Raw genomic sequence first — 20984 nt, 5'->3', positions numbered from 1 at the left:
CTCCTCTGTGATCGATGATGCGATGCGCCCTCCGGGCGCCCCTCACTCGGGCGCCGCGAGGCGGCGTTCGAGCAGGGCGTTGACGTGGTCGAGCACGGCGAGGCGGGCGCGGCGCTTGTCGTTGGCGTCGATCAGTGCCCAGCCGCCGTCGACGTCATGAGTATGGACGAACATCTCGTCGATGGCGCGGCGGTAGTCGTCCCAGCGGGCGCGGTTGCGCCAGTCCTCCTCGGTCAGCTTGTGGCGCTTGTGGGGCGTCTCGGCCCGGGCCCGAAAGCGGCGCAGCTGCTCGTCCTTGTCGATGGCCAGGAACAGCTTGCCGACCACGGCGCCATGGGCCAGCAGCTGGCCCTCGAAGCGGCGGATCTCGCCGTAGGCGCGCCGCCACTGGGCCGGGGTGGCGAGCCCCTCGACCCGCTCCACCAGCACCCGGCCGTACCAGCTACGATCGAAGATGGCGAAGCGCCCGTCCGCGGGGAGTCGCCGCCAGAAGCGCCAGGCCCAGGGATGGGCGCGCTCCTCGTCGCTGGGGGCGGCGATGCGGTGGACCCGGTAGTCGCGCGCGTCCAGGGCCGAGGTCAGGCGGTGGATGCTGCCGCCCTTGCCGGCGGCGTCGTGGCCCTCTAAGACCAGCACCACGGCAATGCCGCGGCGATGGATCGCCCGGGCGTTGCCGGCCAGTCGCGCCTGGGCCTCGGCCAGGGCGCGCCGATAGGCCGGCTTGGCGAGCCCCGGCCCCGCGGGGCCGGACAGCTGGGCGAGCCGGGGCAGCGCTTCCGCGCGGGGCGCCGCGGGGCCGCAACCCCCGTCGACCCGCGGCAGCGGCCCGGCCATGGCCTCGACCAGGCGCTCGCTCAGCGCGGTCGCCGGTTGCTGGCGGGGGCCTCCTGGCAGCCGCTGCCAGGGCGCATGGCCGGCCTCGGTGGCCTGGCGCAGCTGCTCGCCGAGCCCGGCCAGGGTGCGATGCTGGAGGTGGCGCTGCCAATCGCTGTCCTTGACCTGCCAGGCCCGCTCGGGATCCCGGCGCAGCGCCTTGAGATGCCGCGCCTGCTCGTCGCGGTCGATGTCCAGCCACAGCTTGACGAGGGCCACGCCCTCGGCGGCGAGCTCGGCCTCGAAGGCGCGGATCTGGGCCAGCCGGTCGCGGAAGGCGCCGGCGCCGAGGCGCTGGTCGGCGCGCCCGAAGAGGGCATCGCCGTACCAGCCGTGGACGAAGACCCCGACCCGGCCGCGGGCCGGCAGGCGGCGCCAGTAGCGCCACCAGTAGGGCCGCGCGCGCTCCTCGCTGCTCGGCGCCAGGGCATGCACCTCGGTGAGGCGGTTCTCCAGCCGGTGGTTGAGCGCGTTGATCAGCGGCGTCTTGCCGGTGGCCGCCTGGCCGGTGATCACCACCACCACCGCGCGGTCGGCCTGGCGCGCCATCGCCAGCTGGGCGGCCAGCAGCCGGTAACGCAGCGCTTCCTTCATTCCCTCCTCCCTGGCCCGGTGGTCCCTGGCGACATCAGGTCTCGCCCAGCAGGCCGAGGCTCGCCGCCGGCGCCTGGCGGCGCAGCCCCCGGGACAGCAGGTGGCCGATCACGCCGACCGTGAGGGCGCCGCCCAGCGGCAGCCAGGCCCATAGCCCCCAGTGTACCCGCGGGGGAAGATCCAGCCAGCCCCAGTAGAGGCCGGCCACCGCGAGCTCGGCCAGCAGCGCGGCGAGCAGCCCGCTGGCCAGGCCGAGCAGGGCGAACTCGGCGCCCTGCACCCGGGACAGCAGGCGGTTGCCGGCGCCGAACACCCGCAGCAGGCCGGCCTCGTGGGCGCGCACCGGCAGGCTGGCGGTCAGCGCCGCGTAGAGCACGCTGATGCCCGCCAGCAGCACGAAGCCAAGCACCAGTTCCACGGCCCGGGTCACCTGGGTCAGCACCTCGCGGACCCGGGCGAGGATCGCCTCCACATCGAGCAGGGTCACCGCCGGGAAGTCGTTCACCAGCCGACGCAGGGTCTGCCGATTGCCGTCGTCGAGGTGGAAGGCGGTGATATAGCTGTGGCCGAAGCGCTCCAGCACGCCCGGGGGGAAGATCACGTAGAAGTTGGGCCGGAAGCTATCCCAGTCCAGGTCGCGCAGGCTGGTCACCTCGCCGACGACGCTGTCGCTGCCGATGCGGAAGGTCAGGGTGTCGCCGAGCGCCAGTCCCAGCCGCTCGGCGAGCCCGTTCTCCAGCGAGATCGGCACCGGCGGCCTGCGGCCGTCGGCCTCGACGGCCGAAAACCAGCCCTGGCGGGCCGCGGACGGTCGCGCCGCGAACCACTCGCCGGCCACCAGCCGGTTGCCCTCGGGCAGGGTCTCGCGCCAGGTCAGGTTGAGCTCGCGGCGCAGGGCGTTGTCGCCCCGGGCCTCCTCGGGCACGGCCTGCCGGGGCGGGCGACCGTCGATGGCGGTGAGGCGGCCGCGCACCATGGGATAGAGGGCGCTGCGCGCCTCGGTGGCCCCGACCAGGGCTTCCTCGAAGGCCGCCCGCTCGCCGGGCTGGATGTTGATGGCGAAGTGGTTGGGGGTGTCCTCGGGCAGCTGGGCCTGCCAGGCGCCGAGCAGGTCGCCACGCACCAGGGCGATCATCGCCATGGCGAAGAAGGCCACGGCGAAGGCCAGCAGCTGCCCCAGGCTGGTGCTGCGCCGCCTGGCCAGCTGTCGCCCGCCCAGGCGCAGGGCCTGCCAGGCGCCCTCGCCGCCGCGCGGGGGCAACCGGGCGCAGAGGCGCAGCAGCAGGGCCAGCAGGGCGCCCCCCAGGCTCCACAGCGCCAGCAGGGCCAGGCCGCCGCCCACCAGCAGGGCCAGGGACAGGCCGGGGTCGCCGGAATACAGCCACAGCAGGGCCGCGAACACCGCCGCGGCCATCCCCACCACCAGCCAGGCCGAGGGCGGCAGCGGGTCCAGCTCCCGGCGCAGCACCTTCAGCGCGCTGACCCGACGCAGCCGAAGCAGGGTCGGCCCGGCGAAGCCGCCCAGCACGGCCAGCGCCGTGAGCACGCCGAGCCACAGCGGGGCGAGCCCCGGGGGCGGCAGCTCGACCGGCATCAGCGCGGTGAGCAAGGCCAGCAGGGCCGCCTGGCCGGCCAGGCCCAGCAGCGCCCCGAGCAGCGAGGCCGCCAGCGCCAGCCACAGCAGCTGCAGCGCGAACAGCCGCACCAGGGTCCGCTGGCTGGCCCCGAAGCAGCGCAGCAGCGCCGCGGTATCCAGATGACGCTCGACGTAGCGGCGGGTGGCCATGGCCACGGCCACCCCGGCCAGCAGCACCGCCGCCAGGCCGGCCAGGCTCAGGTAGCGGTCGGCACGCGCCAGGGCGCTGCCCAGCCGGGGGCGGTCCCGGCGCACGTCGCGCACCTCGACGCCATCGCGGCGCAACCGCTCGAGCAGCGGCTCGAGCTCCGCCACGGCCTCGGCGGGGCCGGCGGCCAGGATCTCGTACTCGATGCGCGACCCCGGCTGCACCAGGCCGGTGGCCGGCAGGTCATCGACGTGCATCATCAGCCGCGGGTTGAAGCTGCCGAAGCCCGCCGAGGGATCGGCCTCGCGCTCGATGATGCCGCCCACCTCGAGTTCGGCCCGGCCGACCCGCAGGCGGTCCCCGGCCTCGAGGTCGAGCAGCAGCGCCAGCCGCGGGGCGACCCACGCCGTGCCCCGGCCGGGGCCGCTGGGCAGCGCCTCGCTGCCCGTGCCGCGGTCGACCCGCGACACCCCGTAGTGGGGGTAGGCGTCGTCCACCGCCTTGACGCTGACCGGCTGGAAGGCCTCGCCGTGGCTGACCATGGACACCATGTCGACCTGGTCGGAGAGCGCGAGCCCGGCCTCCTCCAGGGTCTGCCGCAGCGCGGCGTCGAAGGGTCGGGACTGTTCGAGCACCAGGTCGCCGCCGAGCAGCTGTCCGGCCTGGCGGGTCAGGCCGCGTTCCAGGCGGTCGAGGAAGAAGCCGATCATGGTCGCCGCGGCCACCGCCAGCACCAGCGCCAGGAACAGCGCCCGCACGTCGCCGGCCCGCAGGTCGCGGCGCAGGCCCCGCCAGGACAGCCGCAGGGCGTGATAGCGCTGGGCCGTCATGCGCCGGCCTCCTCGCCTACGATCGGCTCGAGCCGTCCGCCGACGAGCTCCAGGCAGCGATCGCAGCGCCGCGCCAGGGCGTGGTCATGGGTGACCAGCACCAGGGTGGTGCCGGCCTCGCGATTGAGGGCGAAGAGGGTGTCGATGATCCGCTCGCCGGTGGCCGGGTCGAGGTTGCCGGTGGGCTCGTCGGCGAACACCAGCTCGGCGCCGATGACGAAGGCCCGGGCCAGGGCGACGCGCTGCTGCTCGCCGCCGGAGAGCTGCTTGGGCAGGTGGCCGAGGCGCTCGCCGAGGCCCACCCGGGCGAGCCACTCGCGGGCCCGGGACTCGGCGTCGCCGTGTGGCACGAGCTCGAGCGGCAACAGCACGTTCTCCAGGGCGGTGAGGGTCGGCAGCAGCTGGAAGTTCTGGAACACGAAGCCGACCCGGCCGGCGCGCAGCCCGGCCCGGCCGTCCTCGTCGAGATGGCCGAGTGGCTCGCCGAACAGCTCGAGCTCGCCGCCGCTGGGGGCGTCGAGCCCGGCCAGCAGGCCGAGCAGGGTCGACTTGCCCGCCCCGCTCTGGCCGAGGATGGCCAGGCTCTCGCCGGGGAACACCTCGAGCGCCAGATCACTCAGAATGGTCAGCGAGCGCTCGCCGCTCTCCACCCGCTTGGTCAGGTGGGCGGCGCGTAGAATCGGACGGCAAGATCCTGGCAAGGAGTCGGACATGAGAAAGCGCATCCCTGTTGGTCGAGCTCACGACACCCTGGCAATGTGCCTGCTGTGGGCGCTGCTGGTACTGCTGGCCGTGCCGGCGACGGCGGCCGAGCGCCCGCGGGTGCTGGTGATGGGCGACAGCCTCAGCGCCGCCTACGGCATCGAGCGCGAGGCCGGCTGGGTCAGTCTGCTGGCCCAGCGGCTGGAGGGAAAGGCCGAGGTCATCAACGCCAGCATCAGCGGGGAGACCAGCGGCGGCGGCGCGGCCCGACTGCCCGAGCTGCTTCGACAGCATGCCCCGCAGATCGTGCTGCTGGAGCTGGGCGGCAACGACGGCCTGCGCGGCCTGCCGCCCGGTCAGCTGCGCACCAACCTGGCGGGCATGATCGAGGCGAGCCAGGCCGCCGGCGCCGAGGTGCTGCTGCTCGGCATCGACATCCCGCCCAATTACGGCCCGGCCTACCGCGACGCCTTCACCGCGGTGTTCCACCGCCTCGCCGAGCGCCATGGCGTCCCGCTGGTGCCCTTCCTGCTCCAGGGCGTGGCCCTGGAGGAGGCGCTGATGCAGGCCGACGGCCTCCACCCCACCGCCGAGGCCCAGCCGGTCATGCTCGACAACGTCTGGCCGGCCCTCGCCCCGCTGCTGCGCGCGCGGGGCATCGAGCTGGCCGCGCGTCAGGACTGAGCGTCGACCGGGGTGGCCGGGGCCTTCTGCCACTGCTGCAGGCCCAGGCCGCCGAGGATCAGCACCAGCCCGACCAGGGTCGAGGGCAGGATCGGCTCGTCGACGATGAGGTGCAGCAGCACCAGCGACACCGGCGGGGAGAGGAAGATCAGGTTCGAGACCTTGGCCGTGCGCGATACCGTATGCACCGCCAGCTGCCAGAGCACGAAGGCGATGCCCATCTCGAAGAGGCCCACGTAGATGCCGGCCGCCAGCCCCGTGCCACCGACCCACTGGAGGCCCGGCCCCAACAGCACCAGGACGCTGAGCACCGGCACCCCGACGCTGAAGTTCTGCCACTGGGCCACCAGCGGGGCGCGGTGATCCCGGGCGTTGAGCAGCCAGTAGAGCGCCCACAGCAGGGTCGAGACCAGCGCCAGGCCGACCCCCAGCGGATCGGCGAAGGCCACGTCGAACACCCGGCCGCGGGTGGCGATGACCCAGACCCCCGAGTAGGCGATCAGCCCCGCCAGGAGGTCCATGCGGGTCAGCCGCTGGCCGAGGATGGGCACGGCCAGCAGCGCCATGGCCAGCGCCCAGGTGTAGTTGAGCGCCATGGCCTCCTGGCCGGGCAGGCGATCGTAGGCGGCGAACAACACCAGGTAGTAGGCCACCGGATTCATCAGGCCGGCCCAGGCGGCGGTGCGCCAGCCCCCGCGCAGGGCCTCGCCGAGCAGCCCGCGGCGAACCACCAGCGCGCCGATCAGCGCCCAGGAGACCAGCGAGGCGATCCACATCAGTTCCAGCGGCGTCATGTGCTGCAGCGCCACCTTGAAGGCGGTGGCCACCGTGGACCACAGGCCCACGGCCCCCAGCCCGAAGCATATCGCGCGACGATCCGGCGTCATGGTCGTCCCCCTTCCGTGGAGCGGGTGGGATCAGCGGTCGATATGGCCCAGATCCCGGGCGGGATCGAGGCGGTCGCGGACCGTCTGCTTGAGCGCCTTGATGTCCGGGAAGCCGCCATCGCGCTTGCGCTCCCAGAGGCTCTCGTCGTCGCAGAAGATCTCGAACTCGCCGCCGTGGGACGGCACCAGGGCCACCTCGTCCAGGTCCTCGCCGAAGGTGGAGAGCAGTTCCTGGGCGTACCAGGCGCTGCGCAGCAGCCACTGGCACTGGGTGCAATAGTGAATCCGGATGCGTGACATGGGTCCTCGCCTGCCGCAAGAATGATCCCACCATGATACCGCCAGGGAGGTTCGATGGCCCAGCCCGAGATCAGCCAGTCCCGCCTCTATGAGTGGCTCATCGGCGAGGAGGACAGCCGGATGTGCCGCGACATCCCCGAGGCGGCCTGCCGGGAGCAGCCGCGCAACTTCTTCCTGCATCTCTGGGCCGCGCTGGGCAACAAGCTCGCCGACGAGCTCGCCAGTGCCCGGCTGGTGCTGCCCTGGCTGCTCGGGGTGATCGGCGCGCCGCTGTGGATGGTCGGCCTGCTGGTGCCCATCCGCGAGGCCGGGGCCCTGCTGCCCCAGCTGTTCGTGGCCGGCCTGATCCGCGGCCGACCGGTCCGCAAGTGGGCCTGGGTCGCCGGCGGCCTCCTCCAGGCCCTGGCCGCCGCGGCCCTGGCCGTGCTGGCCCTGGTCGGCGATGGCCGCCTCGGCGGGGCCCTGGTGCTCGGCGTGCTGGTGGCGCTGTCGCTGGCCCGCGGGCTGTCGTCGATCGCCACCAAGGACGTGATGGGCAAGACCATCGCCAAGCGGCGCCGCGGCACCCTGATGGGCTGGAGCGGCGGCCTGGCCGGCGCCGCGACGCTCGCCGCCGGTGGCGTGCTGATGCTGCTCGAGGACCGCCCCGGGGAGCTGGCCCTGGCCGGCCTGCTGGCGGTCGCCGCCCTGGGCTGGGCCGTCAACGCGCTGTGCGCGGCGCGCATCCGGGAGACCCCCGGGGCCATGGAGGGCGGCGAGAACGCCTGGTCGGCGATCCGCACCGGCCTGCGGCTGCTGCGCGAGGACCGCACCTTCCTGCACTTCAACCTGTCCCGGGCGCTGCTGCTGGCCAGCGCCCTGGCCCTGCCCTATGTCGCCCTGCTCGGCCAGCGGCAGGGCGGCGCGGCCCTCGGCGGCCTGGGCGTGCTGGTTGTCGTCTCCGGGGTGGCCGGCATGCTGGCCAGCCCCGTCTGGGGCAAGCGCGCCGATGCCTCGAGCCGTACGGTGATGCGCGACGGCGGGCTCGGCACCGCGGCCTGCTGCCTGCTCGGGGCGCTGTTCGCCTGGTGGCCGGCGGCCTGGACCCAGAGCGTCTGGCCCTTTGCGCTGGTCTATGCGCTGCTGGTGATCGTGCATTCCGGCGTCCGCCTGGGACGCAAGACCTATCTCGTCGACATGGCCGGGGCCGAGGACCGGGCGCTCTACGTTGCGCTGTCGAACACCCTGACCGGGGGGCTGATGCTGGCGGTGGGCGGCCTGGTCGGCGCCCTGGCCCAGTGGCTCGGCCCCGCGGCGCTGCTGGCGGTGCTGGCGGCCACCGGCCTGGCCGCCGCCGCCAGCGCCCGGCGGCTGCCCGAGGTGGAGTAGCGCCGCGCCGGGCGTTGAAATCCCGCGCCCGGCTGGCCATGATGATTCGCAACAGGGAGCCGGCGAAGCGGCCGGCACCATGACAGGCACCGCGACAGGAACGCCCTGATGAAACGATCCCCCTTGATCAGCCCGGAACTGCTCGAACGCATCGTCGATGCCTCGGCGGATGGCATCGTGGTCGCCGAGCAGGAAGGCGACGAGAACATCCTCATCTACGTCAACCAGGGCTTCGAGCGCCTGACCGGCTACAGCGCCGACGAGATCCTCTACCGCGACTGTCGCTTCCTGCAGAACGAGGACCGCGACCAGCCGGCGCTGGAGATCATCCGCCAGGCGCTCGAGGAGGGCCGCCCCTGTCGCGAGGTGCTGCGCAACTACCGTAAGGACGGCACCCTGTTCTACAACGAGCTCTCGATCACGCCCCTCTACGACGAGGACGACAACCTGACCTACTACATCGGCGTCCAGAAGGACGTCACCGAGCGCGTCGAGGCCCAGCAGGAACTCGAGCGCCTGAAGGCCGAACACGGCCTGTCCTGAGCCGCCTCCCCACCCTCTTCTCCCCGCGCGGAAAAAACATGCCCGCCCGGGGGTTGCGCTTTCGCGTTTCCCGTCTTATATAGCCGTCAGGCGCCTATCTCCGGCGCCGGTTGAGGCCTCGCGACGTGCGGGGCAACGCTTGGATGCGCCGCTCGCCGCGAGCGGCACCTGGCCATGGGAGGACTTCGCATGCGCCCCGATTCCCTTCACGACGACTTCTACGACGAGGAAGACCACGACGACGCCGTCAATGACGACGACTATCGGCGTGCCCGCCCGGCCAGCCGCGCCGAAAAGCTGCGCGCCCGACGGCGCCTGGAGGGCCTGCTGGAGGAACGTCGCCTGAGACGTGCCATCGAGGACGACTGGGCCCTGGACGAGGAAGAGGAGTAGCCCCGCCGGCCGACCAGGGACGGTACTGGCCTTTCCCCCTTCCGGCCTCTATCATCGGGGACCACCGATTCCTGCAATCCCGAACCTCCAACACTAGTGAGATTCCATGGCGCAATACGTCTACACCATGAATCGGGTGGGCAAGGTCGTGCCCCCCAAGAAGCAGATCCTCAAGGACATCTCGCTGTCCTTCTTCCCGGGTGCCAAGATCGGCGTGCTGGGCCTCAACGGCGCCGGCAAGTCGACCCTGCTGCGGATCATGGCCGGGGTCGACACCGAGTTCGAGGGTGAGGCCCGCCCGATGCCCGACATCAATGTCGGCTACCTGCCCCAGGAACCCGAGCTCGACGACGCCAAGAACGTCCGCGACACCGTGGAGGAGGCGCTGGGCGCCATCAAGGAGGCCCAGGAGAAGCTCGACGGCGTCTATGCCGCCTACGCCGAGCCGGACGCCGACTTCGATGCCCTGGCCGCCGAGCAGGCGCGCCTGGAGAACATCATCGAGGCCGCCGACGCCCACAACCTGGAGCGCAAGCTGGAGGTCGCCGCCGACGCCCTGCGCCTGCCGCCCTGGGAGGCCCAGGTGGGCAACCTCTCCGGCGGCGAGCGCCGCCGCGTGGCGCTGTGCCGCCTGCTGCTCTCCAGCCCCGACATGCTGCTGCTGGACGAGCCCACCAACCACCTGGACGCCGAGTCGGTGGCCTGGCTGGAGCGCTTCCTGCACGACTACAACGGCACCGTGGTGGCCATCACCCACGACCGCTACTTCCTCGACAACGTGGCCGGCTGGATCCTCGAGCTGGACCGCGGCGAGGGCATCCCCTTCGAGGGCAACTACTCCCAGTGGCTCGAGGCCAAGGAGAAGCGCCTGGAGCGGGAGGCCAAGCAGGAGGCCTCGCGCCAGAAGGCCATCAAGCACGAGCTCGAGTGGGTGCGCAGCAACGCCAAGGGCCGCCAGGCCAAGAGCAAGGCGCGCCTCAATCGCTTCGAGGAGATGCAGTCCGGCGACTTCCAGAAGCGCAACGAGACCAACGAGATCTATATCCCGCCCGGTCCGCGCCTGGGTGACAAGGTCATCGAGTTCCATGGCGTGTCCAAGCGCTTCGACGACAAGCTGCTCTACGAGGACCTCAGCTTCACCGTGCCGCCGGGGGCCATCGTCGGGATCGTCGGCGGCAACGGCGCCGGCAAGTCGACGCTGTTCAAGCTGATCAACGGCACCGAGCAGCCCGACAGCGGCGAGGTGGTCAAGGGCGAGACCGTCGACATCGCCTATGTCGAGCAGCTCCGCGACGCCCTGGATGACAAGCAGACGGTCTGGGAGGCGGTCTCCGACGGCCAGGACATCCTCAACATCAACGGCTACGAGGTGTCGTCGCGGGCCTATGTGGGTCGCTTCAACTTCAAGGGCAACGACCAGCAGAAGCGCCTCTCGGATCTCTCCGGCGGCGAGCGTGGCCGCCTGCAGCTGGCCCAGACCCTCAAGCAGGGCGCCAACGTGCTGCTGCTCGACGAGCCGTCCAACGACCTGGACATCGAGACCCTGCGCGCCCTGGAGGAGGCCCTGCTGGCCTTCCCCGGCTGCGCCCTGGTGATCTCCCACGACCGCTGGTTCCTCGACCGCATCGCCACCCATATCCTCGCCTTCGAGGGCGAGTCCCACGTCGAGTTCTTCGAGGGCAACTACACGGAGTACGAGGCCGACCACAAGAAGCGGGTGGGCGACGACACCCCGCATCGCATGAAGTACAAGCGCATCGACGCCTGAGCCTCGCCGTCCTGCACCGTCGCGCCCCCTGGCCCCCTTCCGGGCCAGGGGGCGCTTGCGTTGGTGGCGAGACTTGCCGTGCGCCGCCACAGCGGCCATAAGAACAGGACGGTCCGCCTGGAACTCGCCCATGTCCGCCTCGCTCTTCTGGCCCATTCGCGCGCTCAAGACCTTCCGCAAGAGCATCGCCTACCTGCCCACCCTGCTGGCCCTGGGCTACTGGGGACTGGGCTGGCTGGCCCTGCTGCCGCCGCTGGTCGACAACCAGATGCCTGGCCTGCTGCTCGGCCTGCGCCTGGACGCCCCTGACGAGACCACCACCCTGCTCGCCGCCCTGCTCGGCGGGATGATCTCGCTGGTAGTGTTCAGCTTCTCGATGGTGATGTCCGTGCTGTCCCAGGCCGGCGGCCAGTTCTCCCACAAGCTGGTGTTCGGGCTGGTCACCGAGCGGCCCCGGCAGTGGGTGCTGGGGCACTACCTGGGCACCATCCTGTTCATCCTGATGCTGCTGATCGCGCCCGGCAGTCCCGACCAGGCGGCGCTATGGCGCTCCCTGGCGATCTACCTGGCCTGCGGCATGGTCATCCATTGCCTGGCGCTCTACGTCTTCTTCATCCACGACGCCTCGCAGTCGATCCAGGTCGATGCCGTGGCCTCCGAACTGCACCGCTCGACGCTCGCCTCCCTGAGGGCCCTACAGGCGCGCCAGCGGGGCGACCGGTGGCACCACCAGCCGACCCCGTCGTCCCCCGCTGGCCGGCATGTCATCCGCGCCCGCCGCGCCGGCTACCTGCAGAACGCCGATCTCGCCGCCCTGGCCCGGCTGGCCGGCCGCCTCGACGGCGTGGTGCACCTGAACTTCCGCTTCGGCGACTATGTGGTCCAGGGCCTGCCGATCCTGCATATCGAGGCCGCCACGGCGCCGAGCGACGACTGGTGCCGCTCGGCGCGGGCCACGCTGAGCTACCTGGAGGGGGAATCGGTGGCCGAGCATTACGTGCACGGCCTGACCCAGCTGATGGAGATGGCGGTCAAGGCGCTGTCGCCGGGCATCCACGATCCCGGCACCGCCAGACTGTGCGTGCATCGCCTGACCGACCTGCTCGGCCACCGCCTGCGCTGGCAGCCCAGCAATACCCTGCTGGACGAGGCGGGGCAACGGCGCGTGACCTGGCCACTGGAAGGCTTCGACGACCTGCTGCACCGGCTGTTCACGCCGATCCTGCACTATGGGGCCGACGATCAGAGCATCGCCCTGGGGCTGCTCAAGGCGGTGAAGAGCCTGTCGCTGTTCGCCGGCGACGCCGAGCGGCAGGCGCTGCAGGCCTTCGCCGAGCGGGTGGTCGAGACCCTGGCCCGCGGCGCCGACCATCCGCTGGACCGGGAGTTCATCGATGCGCGCCTGGCCACGGGCGAGCATCGACTCGACCTGCCCCCCCGCCTGTCCAGGATCGGTGACGGCCGGCAGGCGTCAGCGCCGCCCGCGGATCAGCGACACCACGAACAACACCAGAAACAGGATGAACAGGATCTGGGCGATGGTCGCAGCGATGCCTGATATGCCACCGAATCCCAGCACCCCGGCGACAATGGCAATAATCAGGAAGATCACGGCATTGCCTAGCATGGTTAGCTCCTTCCCCGAGGGCACGAGGCGACGCCTTGAGCGGCGCCGCTCCTCGAAGCCTCGTCGACTCGCGTGCAATCGTCAATTCCGGCCCCACGCGACTCACGCGCGCCGACAGGCCGCGAGGCGGAAACTCAGTAGAGCCTCGCCTCCCCGCGTGGCCGGGTCTTGAAGCGCCGATGCAGCCACAGGTACTGCTCGGGGTGGCGCCGGATGGCGGCCTCGATGACGGCGTTGACGCGCGCGGCATCGGCCACCTCGTCGCCGGACGGGAAGTCCGCCAGGGGCGGCAGGTACTCCAGGGTGTAGGTGCGGCCATCCGGGTTGCGGTGGAAGATCAGCGGCATGACCGGGGCCCCGGTCATGCGGGCGATCTTGGCGGTGAGCTTGATGGTCGCCGCCTCGATGCCGAAGAAGGGGGCGAACACGCTGGCGTCGCGGCCGAAGTCCTGGTCCGGCGAGTACCAGACGTTATGCCCGGCCTTGAGGCGGCGCACCACGCCGCGCAGGTCGTGGCGATCGATGGCCCGACCGAAGATCCGGCTGCGGGCCCGGGTCATGAAGCGTTCGAACAACGGGTTGTCGTGGGGCCGATAGACCACGTCGGCGGGGAAGAACAGGGAATGCAGGGCACCGCCCAGGTCCAGGGTGGAGAAGTGGATGCCGATGATCAGCACGCCCCGGCCCTGCCCCTGGGCCCGGGCCATGTGCTGCTGGCCCTGGAAGGTCACCCGATGGCGCAGGTGCTCGGGATCGCGACACCAGCCGGTGGCCGTCTCGAGCAGGCCGATGCCGTTGGCGATGAAGCTCTCGCGGACCAGCGCGGCCTGCCGGTCGGCATCGAGTTCAGGGAAGCACAGCCGGATGTTGGTCTCGGTGATATGCCGACGCCGGCTGGCGAACCGCCAGGCGGCCAGCCCGATCGCCTTGCCCAACCACAGCTTGAGGCGCCAGGGCAGCCAGGCGCCGAGATGCATGGCGGCGATGGCCAGCCAGGTGGACCAGTAGCGGGGATGGGCGAAGTTGGGCTGGCTCATTGGGGGTCAGCCCCCCCTCGATGACACCTGTCCATGGCAAGGCTCCTGATTGACGGGATCTCAATGGGGGTCTGTCCCCGACGGACCGCCATGATACCGTCTGGGGACCCGCGGCAGCACCCCGGAGAGCAGGGTGTAGCTGATGGTCGCGCAGTGGCGGGCCACCTCGTCCACCGACAGCACGCTGCCGTCGCCGGCACGCCCCCACAGCACCACCTCGCTGCCGATATCGGCCCCGGGCAGGTCGGTCAGGTCCACGGTCAGCATGTCCATGGAGACCTTGCCGGCAAGCCCGGTGCGCCGGCCATCGACCAGCACCGGCGTGCCGTCGGCGGCATGGCGGTCGTAGCCGTCGCCATAGCCGCAGGCCACCACGCCGATGCGCGAGGGCCGCGGGGTCCGCCAGCGCCCGCCATAGCCAACCGGCTCGCCCGCGGGCAGCTCCCGCACGGCGATGACCTCGGAGCGCAGGGTCATCACCGGGGCCAGCCGCCGGCTGGCCGCGTTGGGGGTCTCCAGCGGGTCGCTGCCGTAGAGCATGACCCCGGGGCGGTTCCAGGCGCCGTGGCTCTCCGGCCGCGCCAGGGTCGCCGGGGAGTTGGCCAGGCAGGTGGGCGCGCCGAGCTCGGCGGCGAGCCGCTCGAGCAGCGCCGACTGGCGGCGGAAGTCGGCGCTGTCCTCGATGTCGGCGGTGGCGAAGTGGCTCATCAGGTGCAGCTCGCAGGCCCGCTCGGGGGCCGCGGCGAGTCGCGCCCAGACCTCGGCCAGGCGCTCGGGGGGAAAGCCCAGGCGGTGCATGCCGGAATCCACCTTGACCCAGACCGGGATCGGCCGCGCCGGACGATACGCCAGCAGGGCATCCACCTGCCAGTCGCTGTGCACGGCCATCCACAGTCCCTGGGCCTCGACCAGCGCCAGCTCCTCGGCGGCGAAGATGCCCTCCAGCAGCACGATCGGCGCCTCGATCCCGCCCTCGCGCAGCGCCAGCGCCTCCTCGAGGCAGGCCACGGCGAAGGCCGGCGCCAGCCCCTCGAGGGCCCGGGCGCAGCGCACCAGGCCGTGGCCGTAGGCATCGGCCTTGAGCACCGCCAGCGCCTGGCTGCGGGGGGCCAGGTCACGGGCCAGGCGGTAGTTGTGGCGCAGGGCGTCGAGGTCGATATCGGCACGCAGGGGACGGGCCATGGGGGCACTCCGGGAAGGGTCGTCTGGGAAGATAGGCCGACTATTATTTTCCAGATTGTTCGCCATTTCATGGCGAATTTCGCCAAACTTTTGTCATCAAGTAGAGTTATGGGCTAGATCTATAGCAAAAAACCGAAAGGTCGTCCCCATACGCGAAAAGCCAGGACGCGGTCCTGGCTTTTCCTGATCGGCGTCGGCGCGCCCGCTACTCGAAGATGGCGTCCAGGTCCAGTCCCTGCTTGTCGAGCATGCGCCGCAGCTTCTTCAGCGCCTCGACCTGGATCTGGCGGACCCGCTCGCGGGTCAGGCCGATCTCCTCGCCCACCTGCTCCAGGGTCGAGGCCTCGTGCCCGCGCAGGCCGAAGCGGCGCACCACCACCTCGCGCTGCTTGTCGGTGAGCTCGGCCAGCCAGTCATCGACGTGCTGCTTGACGTCGCCGTCCACCAGGGTCGACTCCGGCCCCAGGTCGTTGTCGTCGGTGAGCGTCTCGATCAGCGGCTTGTCGCTCTCGCTGCCCACCGGGTAATCCACCGAGGAGACCCGCTCGTTGAGCCCCATCATCTTCTTGACGGTCTCCACGGGCTTGTCGAGGTAGTCGGCGATCTCCTCGGCGGTGGCCTCGTGGTCGAGCTTCTGGGTCAACTCGCGGGCCGCCCGCAGGTAGATGTTGAGTTCCTTGACCACGTGGATGGGCAGGCGGATGGTGCGGGTCTGGTTCATCAGCGCCCGCTCGATGGTCTGGCGGATCCACCAGGTGGCGTAGGTCGAGAAGCGGAAGCCGCGCTCGGGGTCGAACTTCTCCACCGCGCGGATCAGGCCGAGGTTGCCCTCCTCGATCAGGTCGAGCAGGGTCAGGCCGCGGTTAAGGTAGCGTCGCGCGATCTTGACCACCAGCCGCAGGTTGGATTCGATCATCCGCGACCGCCCGGCGGGATCGCCCTTGCGCGCCAGGCGCCCGAAGTGGACCTCCTGCTCCGGCGTCAGCAACGGCGAGAAGCCGATCTCGTTGAGGTAGATCTGGGTGGCGTCCAGGCTGTGATGGTAGTGCCGATCTTCCTTGCTCAGCGCCTTCTCGAAGGCCTCGTCGCTGTCGTCGGCCGCCCCCGCCTCCAGCTCGACCTCCTCGGCGGCCTCGTCCGATTCGGCGGCCGTGTCCAGATCCACGTCCTGCAGGTCCCGTTCAAGCATGCTCATCGATTGCTACCCCATGTCTGCTACGGGGCACCGGATCATGCCCCCAACGATCGATGTTAAGATTTGTAATTATATGCTGCTTTTCGTGCGGTATCGCGCCTTTCCACGCCCCATCCATTCAACGCTTCGGCAGGAACTCGAGTGGGTCCTGCGGCTGGCCGTCCTTGCGCACCTCGAAGTGCAACCTGACATCCTCGGCGTCGCTGTCTCCCATGGTGGCGATCACCTCGCCGGCCTCGACCACGTCGTTCTCCTTCACCCTCAGGCTGTCGTTGTGGGCATAGGCGCTCAGGAACTGGTCGTTGTGCTTGAGGAGGATCAGGTTGCCGTAGCCCCTGACGCCGTTGCCGGCGTAGACCACGATGCCGGGACCGGCTGCCTTGACAGGTTGCCCCTTTTGACCGTCGATATCAATGCCGGCGGTGACACTGCCCCCCTCGCCGAAGGTGCCGACGACCTCGCCCTCGACGGGCCACTGCCAGGGCACCTCATCCACCGGCGTGTAACGCCGTGGCTCGCTGGCCGGCGCCTCCGGCTCGCCGGCCACGCTGGCGCCCGCATCGGCCTCCTCGCTGGCCTCGGCGGCCGGTGCCGCTTGCTGCTGGGTCGTGGCCGCCTCGGGTGACCGGGCGGCGCCGTCGCTGCCCGTCTCGCTCGTCTCGGCCGACGCCGCGGCCTCCCGGGCGCGACGCTCGGCCTGGTCGGCCTCGCTCAGGGTGCCGTCGGCGCCGGGGCTCTCACGGTCATAGACCGGCCCGGGGCCGTCGCTCCCCCCGGCGGCGTCGCCTGCCTCGGCCGACGCCGGCGCGCTGGCCTCCGCGTCCGCCTCGGCCTGGCCACCGGCATCGGCCGAGGCGTCGTCGGGGGCATCGGGCAGCAGCCAGTCCAGTGACTCGTCGTCGCCCTCGGCGGCGCCCTCGGCGGCGCCGAGGCCGGTGGCCACGGCACCAGAATCGGCGCTCCCGGTCGAACCGGCGGCCTCGCCCTCGGGGCGACCCTCGCCGCCCAGCACCAGGGTCTGGCCGGGCTGGAGACGGTAGGGCGGGCCGATACGGTTCATCCGGGCCAGGTCGCGATAGTCCATGTCATGCCGCCAGGCGATGCCATAGAGGGTGTCACCGGCCTGGACGGTGTATTTCGCGGGAGTGGCTGTCGCCCGCTCGGTGGACAGGTCCTGGACCCGGACCGATTGCGGTTGCGCCTTCTGCTGGGACGCGGCGCAGCCGGCCAGCGTCAGGGCCAGCCCGGAAATCAGCAATACCTTATGCATCGGAGCCTTCCTCCTTGTCCTTGAGTGCGCCAGGGCGCGCCGGCGCGCCAGCGCCACGATTGGTTCGACCGACCAGCCACACCAGGGCGGCACCGGTCAGCATCAGGGCCACCACGGCCGTCAGCTGGGCAGGCTCGCCGGTCACCGCGCTGAAGTCGCCCGGGGTCAGGTAACGGTAATCGAGGGGGATCATCTGGCCGCCCGGGGCGAGCTGGTAGCGTACCAGCTCCCGCCACGGCCAGAGCATCGGCAGCGAGCCGAGGATGAACCCCAGCAACAGCTGCAGGGTGGCGGTGTGGAAATGATCCAGCAACCAGGACAGCACCCGCGAGAAGACGAACAGGCCGATCAGGCAGCCCCCGCCGAAGGTCGCGATCAGCGCCAGGTCGAAGCCGCGGATGGCCTCCATCACGGTGCCGTAGAGGCCCATGGTCAACAGCAGGAAGCTGCCGGAGACCCCCGGCAACAGCAGCGCGCTGATGGCGATGGCACCGCCCACCACCAGCACCAGGTCGGGGCTGCCGATCCCTGCCACCAGGGGCATCAGCGACGGCAGGCCGTAGGCCAGCAGCAGGCCGACCCCCAGGGGCACCACGTGCCACCAGCGCCAGTCGGCGGGATGGCGTCCGACGACCAGTGCCGAGGAGGCCACCAGGCCGAAGAAGAAGCCATCGAGCAGCCGCGGCTGGACCTCCATCAACCACACCACCAGGTGGGCGACGCTGACCAGGCTGGCGGCAATGCCGGCCAGCAGCGGCAGCAGGAAGGCCAGGTTGAGATGCCTCGCCAGCGCCGCCATGCCTCCGCGCCGCCAGGCACCCAGCGCGCTCGGGCCGAACTGCTTGACGGTGTGGATCAGCTCCTCGTAGATGCCGGTGATGAAGGCGATGGTACCGCCGGAGACGCCCGGCACCGCATCGGCGGCACCCATGCCGGCGCCCTTGAGCACGAGTTCAAGATGACGCTTCAACGAATGACTCCTTCCAGCAGCGGCACGAAGCGCACCGGTTCCAGCCGCTGTTTCTCGAATTGATCCCCGCGGCGCCGAATCCGCATCAGCCACTGGCGGCCGTCCTTGCCCGCCACGGGGGCGATGATCACGCCGCCGTCGGCCAGCTGGGCGAGCAGCGGCATCGGCAACTCGCTGGCACAGGCGGTGAGCAGGATGACCGCGAAGGGAGCCGCCTCGGGCCAGCCGTGTCCGCCGTCGGCCAGCCGCAGGCGGGCATTGTGCACCCCGAGCAGCCGCAGCCGCTCCCCCGCGCGACGGTGCAGGGCATTGATCCGCTCCACCGACCAGAGTTCCGTGACCAGCCGCGACAGCACCAGGGTCTGGTAGCCCGAGCCGGTGCCGATCTCCAGCACCCTCTGCGGCGCCTCCTGGATCACCAGTTCCGTCATGCGGGCCACGATCCACGGCTGGGACAGGGTCTGTCCATGGCCGATGGGCAACGAGGTGTCCTCGTAGGCCCGGTGGGACAGGGCCTCGTCGAGGAAGAGGTGACGTGGCTCGCCGGCCATCACCTCCAGCACGCGACGGTCGCCGATGCCCTGGCGGGCCAGGCGCTCGGCCATCCGGTCGCGGGTTCGCTGGGATGTCATGCCGACACCCCGGAGATCAGGTGAGCGCATCCAGCCAGTCCTGCACGTCGTCACGGGCCGCATGCCGAGTCAGGTCGGTCTGCAGCGGGGTAATGGAGACGAAGCCGGCCTCCACGGCGGCGAAATCGGTATCGGGGCCATCGTCGGCGTTCTCGCCCACCGGCGCGATCCAGTAACGCTTGCGCCCCCGCGGGTCCTGCACCTCCATCGGCTGGGCCGCCGGACCGCGGTAGCCGAGCCGGGTCACGCGGAAGCCGCGCAGCTCCGTCCAGGGCAGGTCCGGCACATTGACGTTGAGCAGGCTGCGCGGCGGCAGCGACAGCTGGTCGGCGGCACCGACCAGGCTCGCCGCCACGCGCCCGGCGGTATCGAAGTGGCGGTTGCCCACCAGCGACATGGCGATGGCGGTCATGCCCAGATTGCGCCCTTCCATGGCCGCGGCCACGGTTCCGGAATAGAGCACGTCATCGCCCAGGTTGCCGCCGTGGTTGATCCCGGAGATCACCAGGTCGGGACGCTCTGCCCACACGCCGTTGACCCCCAGGTAGACGCAGTCCGCCGGGGTGCCGTCGACGCTGTAGAAGCCGTTCTCGAGGGCGGTCAGGGCCAGCGGCCGGGTCAGGGTCAGCGAATTGCTGGCCCCGCTCTTGTCGCGGTCCGGAGCCACCACGCGCAGCCGGGAATGGGCAGAGAGGGCATCATGCAGGGCCCGCAGGCCCGGGGCATGGACCCCGTCGTCATTGGACAGCAGCAGTCGACGCATCCGCGGCTCCTTGCTCTGGCCCCCGCGGGGGCGATTGAAAACTCAGGGTTGGGTGGGCGACCAGTTCGCGCAGCACCGCCGTGGCGAAGGCGCCCCGCGGCAGGGTGAAGGACAGCCAGGCCTCGTCCTCGCCGGGCTCGAGCCGCGGGGCCTCCAGGCGCAGGCGCAGCGCCCGGCGCGCCAGGCGCACGCCGGCCCGCTCGAGCCCTGCACAGAGCGCGGGGCAGGCCTCGGCCAGCGCCTGCTCCCGGGCCAGCGCCTCGCCCCGGGCCACCGAGCGCCCCTGCCCCCAGAGCACGCCGCTGGGATGCAGGTCGAGGCGCTCGGCACGCTCGACGAGGCTCGCCTCGAGGGTCTCGGCGACGAACTGGCTGCTCGAGCCGTCGAGGATCACCACCTCCCCGGGCAGGGGGGTCGCCCAGCTGCCGTCGACGATGCGCCCGGCGAGCAGGGTATTGAACAGGTAACTGCGTGCCGCCGAGAGCAGCATGCCGTCGCGGTCGTCGCGCTTGCGCCAGCCCCGCGCCAGCACGCTCACCGCGCGCTGCAGGTTGCGCCCTTCGGGGCCGAAGCGCTGGGGGCCGAAGTAGTTGGGGACGCCATGGCGGCACAGCCAGTCCCAGCGCGCGGGCAGCTCCGGGTCGGCCAGGGCCTCGCCGGTCAGGCGCAGGCGGAAGCGATTGGCGCGGTGCACGCCGCGCTTGAGCTTGCGCGGGTGGCGGCTGGCCTCGAGCAGCGCGAGGGGCATCTCCGAGAGCCGCGCCGCCAGGTCGTCGGGCGCCTCGCGGCCGGCCAGGTGCACCGAGAACCACTGGCGGGTCACTGCCACGCGGTCCTTCATTCCCGCATAGCCGACCGCCCGGGGCGCGACCTCGCAGGCCCGCGCCAGTTGCCTGGCGACCATGGCGGTGGTCAGGTCGCGTTTCTCCACCCACAGCCAGAGGTGCTCGCCCTGCCCCTCGGGGGCGAAGCCGAGGCATTCCTCCACCCGGAAGTCCTCCGCACGGGCACGATAGGCGCCCGGCCGCGGTGCCCCGAAGCGGGCGTCGAGCACCCGGGGCCAGTGCGGTGGCCAGCGGATCGCCTCAGCCATGGGCGGTCTCCCGGGCGACCAGCAGCACCACCGCTTCGGCGGCAATGCCTTCGCCGCGCCCGGTGAAGCCCAGTCGCTCGGTGGTGGTGGCCTTGACGTTGACCGCGCCATTGGCCACGCCCAGGTCCTCGACGAGGTTCGCCGTCATGGCCGCGACATGCCCCGCCAGCCGTGGCGCCTGGGCGATCAGCGTGGCGTCGAGGTTGCCGACCCGGTAGCCGGCGTCACCGACCAGCCCCACCACCCGACGCAGCAGGGCGCGGCTGTCGGCACCGGCCCAGGCCGGGTCGCTATCCGGGAAGTGGCGCCCGATATCGCCCAGGGCGCAGGCCCCGAGCAGGGCGTCGCAGATCGCATGCAACAGCACATCGCCGTCGGAATGGGCGATGAAGCCATGGCCGAAGGGAATGGCGACGCCGCCGATCATCAGGTGGTCGCCCTCGCCGAAGCGGTGCACATCGAAGCCGTGGCCGATTCGCATCATGCGGT

Annotated in this window: 20 protein-coding genes and 1 pseudogene; 6 read left to right on the top strand and 15 right to left on the bottom strand. The window is 71.3% G+C overall.

Going from position 1 to position 20984, the window contains the following annotated elements; genetic code table 11:
• Positions 1-42: 42 nt before the first annotated feature.
• From QWY76_RS13715 to QWY76_RS13705, 3 genes are read right to left on the bottom strand one after another with little or no spacing between them, the layout of a single operon-like run.
• Complete coding sequence (locus QWY76_RS13715) at positions 43-1467, bottom strand: polyphosphate kinase (RefSeq protein WP_290311849.1); 1425 nt, start codon at positions 1465-1467, stop codon at positions 43-45.
• A 34-nt stretch (positions 1468-1501) separates the two neighbouring features.
• A complete protein-coding gene (locus QWY76_RS13710; RefSeq protein WP_290311848.1) occupies positions 1502-4081 on the bottom strand; it encodes an ABC transporter permease in 2580 nt (859 codons plus the stop codon).
• Positions 4078-4794 (bottom strand): ABC transporter ATP-binding protein, encoded by a 717-nt coding sequence (locus QWY76_RS13705; RefSeq protein WP_353960411.1) that lies wholly within the window; start codon positions 4792-4794, stop codon positions 4078-4080. The genes QWY76_RS13710 and QWY76_RS13705 overlap by 4 nt, the downstream gene beginning before the upstream one ends.
• On the opposite strand from QWY76_RS13705, the gene QWY76_RS13700 reads away from it, so the two are divergent.
• The gene (locus tag QWY76_RS13700) at positions 4793-5467 is read left to right on the top strand and encodes an arylesterase (protein ID WP_290311846.1); all 675 of its coding nucleotides are present in this window, start codon (positions 4793-4795) and stop codon (positions 5465-5467) included. The genes QWY76_RS13705 and QWY76_RS13700 overlap by 2 nt on opposite strands.
• Here QWY76_RS13700 and QWY76_RS13695 read toward each other — a convergent pair.
• Positions 5458-6354: a DMT family transporter gene (locus QWY76_RS13695; RefSeq protein ID WP_290311845.1), complete on the bottom strand. Its 897-nt coding sequence runs from the start codon at positions 6352-6354 to the stop codon at positions 5458-5460. The genes QWY76_RS13700 and QWY76_RS13695 overlap by 10 nt on opposite strands.
• A 30-nt stretch (positions 6355-6384) precedes the next feature.
• Entirely contained in the window at positions 6385-6654 is a 270-nt protein-coding gene (locus tag QWY76_RS13690; protein WP_290311843.1) for an Rdx family protein, read from the bottom strand.
• Between the two features lie 54 nt (positions 6655-6708).
• Between QWY76_RS13690 and QWY76_RS13685 the strand changes: the two genes are divergently transcribed.
• The 5 genes and pseudogenes from QWY76_RS13685 to QWY76_RS13665 form a co-directional block, all read left to right on the top strand.
• Positions 6709-8022 carry an MFS transporter gene (locus QWY76_RS13685; RefSeq protein ID WP_290311841.1) on the top strand — a complete coding sequence of 438 codons (1314 nt, stop codon included), beginning with the start codon at positions 6709-6711 and terminating at the stop codon, positions 8020-8022.
• A 108-nt stretch (positions 8023-8130) separates the two neighbouring features.
• On the top strand, positions 8131-8565 hold the full coding sequence (locus QWY76_RS13680) for a PAS domain S-box protein (protein WP_290311840.1): 435 nt from the start codon (positions 8131-8133) through the stop codon (positions 8563-8565).
• Between the two features lie 189 nt (positions 8566-8754).
• Entirely contained in the window at positions 8755-8958 is a 204-nt protein-coding gene (locus QWY76_RS13675; RefSeq protein WP_290311839.1) for a PA3496 family putative envelope integrity protein, read from the top strand.
• Positions 8959-9064: 106 nt separating this feature from the next.
• Positions 9065-10726, top strand: a complete 1662-nt coding sequence (ettA, locus tag QWY76_RS13670) for an energy-dependent translational throttle protein EttA (protein ID WP_290311838.1) — start codon at positions 9065-9067, stop codon at positions 10724-10726.
• A 130-nt stretch (positions 10727-10856) separates the two neighbouring features.
• Positions 10857-11993: pseudogene (locus QWY76_RS13665) on the top strand (DUF2254 domain-containing protein); the annotation flags it as partial.
• 204 nt (positions 11994-12197) lie between these two features.
• Here the strand turns inward: QWY76_RS13665 and QWY76_RS13660 are convergent.
• From QWY76_RS13660 to ispF, 10 genes are all read right to left on the bottom strand, one after another.
• Complete coding sequence (locus QWY76_RS13660; protein WP_290311837.1) at positions 12198-12353, bottom strand: DUF1328 domain-containing protein; 156 nt, start codon at positions 12351-12353, stop codon at positions 12198-12200.
• Positions 12354-12487: 134 nt separating this feature from the next.
• Positions 12488-13390 (bottom strand): LpxL/LpxP family Kdo(2)-lipid IV(A) lauroyl/palmitoleoyl acyltransferase, encoded by a 903-nt coding sequence (gene lpxL / locus QWY76_RS13655; protein WP_290311836.1) that lies wholly within the window; start codon positions 13388-13390, stop codon positions 12488-12490.
• A 60-nt stretch (positions 13391-13450) separates the two neighbouring features.
• Complete coding sequence (gene alr, locus QWY76_RS13650; RefSeq protein ID WP_290311835.1) at positions 13451-14572, bottom strand: alanine racemase; 1122 nt, start codon at positions 14570-14572, stop codon at positions 13451-13453.
• 205 nt (positions 14573-14777) lie between these two features.
• The gene (gene rpoS / locus QWY76_RS13645; protein ID WP_290311834.1) at positions 14778-15767 is read right to left on the bottom strand and encodes an RNA polymerase sigma factor RpoS; all 990 of its coding nucleotides are present in this window, start codon (positions 15765-15767) and stop codon (positions 14778-14780) included.
• A 118-nt stretch (positions 15768-15885) separates the two neighbouring features.
• Entirely contained in the window at positions 15886-17037 is a 1152-nt protein-coding gene (locus QWY76_RS13640; protein WP_290311832.1) for a peptidoglycan DD-metalloendopeptidase family protein, read from the bottom strand.
• Complete coding sequence (locus tag QWY76_RS13635) at positions 17030-18007, bottom strand: DUF368 domain-containing protein (RefSeq protein ID WP_290311830.1); 978 nt, start codon at positions 18005-18007, stop codon at positions 17030-17032. The genes QWY76_RS13640 and QWY76_RS13635 overlap by 8 nt, the downstream gene beginning before the upstream one ends.
• The gene (locus QWY76_RS13630) at positions 18004-18669 is read right to left on the bottom strand and encodes a protein-L-isoaspartate(D-aspartate) O-methyltransferase (RefSeq protein WP_290311829.1); all 666 of its coding nucleotides are present in this window, start codon (positions 18667-18669) and stop codon (positions 18004-18006) included. The genes QWY76_RS13635 and QWY76_RS13630 overlap by 4 nt, the downstream gene beginning before the upstream one ends.
• A complete protein-coding gene (gene surE, locus QWY76_RS13625) occupies positions 18656-19402 on the bottom strand; it encodes a 5'/3'-nucleotidase SurE (RefSeq protein ID WP_290311828.1) in 747 nt (248 codons plus the stop codon). Before surE ends, QWY76_RS13630 begins: the two co-directional genes overlap by 14 nt.
• Entirely contained in the window at positions 19377-20495 is a 1119-nt protein-coding gene (gene truD / locus QWY76_RS13620) for a tRNA pseudouridine(13) synthase TruD (RefSeq protein WP_290311827.1), read from the bottom strand. The genes surE and truD overlap by 26 nt, the downstream gene beginning before the upstream one ends.
• Complete coding sequence (gene ispF, locus QWY76_RS13615; RefSeq protein ID WP_290311857.1) at positions 20488-20976, bottom strand: 2-C-methyl-D-erythritol 2,4-cyclodiphosphate synthase; 489 nt, start codon at positions 20974-20976, stop codon at positions 20488-20490. Before ispF ends, truD begins: the two co-directional genes overlap by 8 nt.
• Positions 20977-20984 lie beyond the last annotated feature (8 nt).

This window comes from Halomonas maura (genome assembly GCF_030409305.1).
Taxonomy (GTDB): Bacteria; Pseudomonadota; Gammaproteobacteria; order Pseudomonadales; family Halomonadaceae; genus Halomonas; species Halomonas maura.
This window is presented reverse-complemented; position numbering and strand designations above follow the sequence as displayed.

What these genes read in the sequence shown, in the direction of transcription:
- ispF (WP_290311857.1), bottom strand. Translation starts at nt 20,976, where the DNA reads ATGCGAATCGGCCACGGCTTCGATGTGCACCGCTTCGGCGAGGGCGAC.
- surE (WP_290311828.1), bottom strand. Translation starts at nt 19,402, where the DNA reads ATGCGTCGACTGCTGCTGTCCAATGACGACGGGGTCCATGCCCCGGGC.
- QWY76_RS13630 (WP_290311829.1), bottom strand. Translation starts at nt 18,669, where the DNA reads ATGCGCTCACCTGATCTCCGGGGTGTCGGCATGACATCCCAGCGAACC.
- alr (WP_290311835.1), bottom strand. Translation starts at nt 14,572, where the DNA reads ATGGCCCGTCCCCTGCGTGCCGATATCGACCTCGACGCCCTGCGCCAC.
- QWY76_RS13695 (WP_290311845.1), bottom strand. Translation starts at nt 6,354, where the DNA reads ATGACGCCGGATCGTCGCGCGATATGCTTCGGGCTGGGGGCCGTGGGC.
- rpoS (WP_290311834.1), bottom strand. Translation starts at nt 15,767, where the DNA reads ATGAGCATGCTTGAACGGGACCTGCAGGACGTGGATCTGGACACGGCC.
- QWY76_RS13685 (WP_290311841.1), top strand. Translation starts at nt 6,709, where the DNA reads ATGGCCCAGCCCGAGATCAGCCAGTCCCGCCTCTATGAGTGGCTCATC.
- lpxL (WP_290311836.1), bottom strand. Translation starts at nt 13,390, where the DNA reads ATGAGCCAGCCCAACTTCGCCCATCCCCGCTACTGGTCCACCTGGCTG.
- QWY76_RS13680 (WP_290311840.1), top strand. Translation starts at nt 8,131, where the DNA reads ATGAAACGATCCCCCTTGATCAGCCCGGAACTGCTCGAACGCATCGTC.
- ettA (WP_290311838.1), top strand. Translation starts at nt 9,065, where the DNA reads ATGGCGCAATACGTCTACACCATGAATCGGGTGGGCAAGGTCGTGCCC.
- QWY76_RS13640 (WP_290311832.1), bottom strand. Translation starts at nt 17,037, where the DNA reads ATGCATAAGGTATTGCTGATTTCCGGGCTGGCCCTGACGCTGGCCGGC.
- truD (WP_290311827.1), bottom strand. Translation starts at nt 20,495, where the DNA reads ATGGCTGAGGCGATCCGCTGGCCACCGCACTGGCCCCGGGTGCTCGAC.
- QWY76_RS13705 (WP_353960411.1), bottom strand. Translation starts at nt 4,794, where the DNA reads ATGTCCGACTCCTTGCCAGGATCTTGCCGTCCGATTCTACGCGCCGCC.
- QWY76_RS13690 (WP_290311843.1), bottom strand. Translation starts at nt 6,654, where the DNA reads ATGTCACGCATCCGGATTCACTATTGCACCCAGTGCCAGTGGCTGCTG.
- QWY76_RS13710 (WP_290311848.1), bottom strand. Translation starts at nt 4,081, where the DNA reads ATGACGGCCCAGCGCTATCACGCCCTGCGGCTGTCCTGGCGGGGCCTG.
- QWY76_RS13700 (WP_290311846.1), top strand. Translation starts at nt 4,793, where the DNA reads ATGAGAAAGCGCATCCCTGTTGGTCGAGCTCACGACACCCTGGCAATG.
- QWY76_RS13660 (WP_290311837.1), bottom strand. Translation starts at nt 12,353, where the DNA reads ATGCTAGGCAATGCCGTGATCTTCCTGATTATTGCCATTGTCGCCGGG.
- QWY76_RS13675 (WP_290311839.1), top strand. Translation starts at nt 8,755, where the DNA reads ATGCGCCCCGATTCCCTTCACGACGACTTCTACGACGAGGAAGACCAC.
- QWY76_RS13715 (WP_290311849.1), bottom strand. Translation starts at nt 1,467, where the DNA reads ATGAAGGAAGCGCTGCGTTACCGGCTGCTGGCCGCCCAGCTGGCGATG.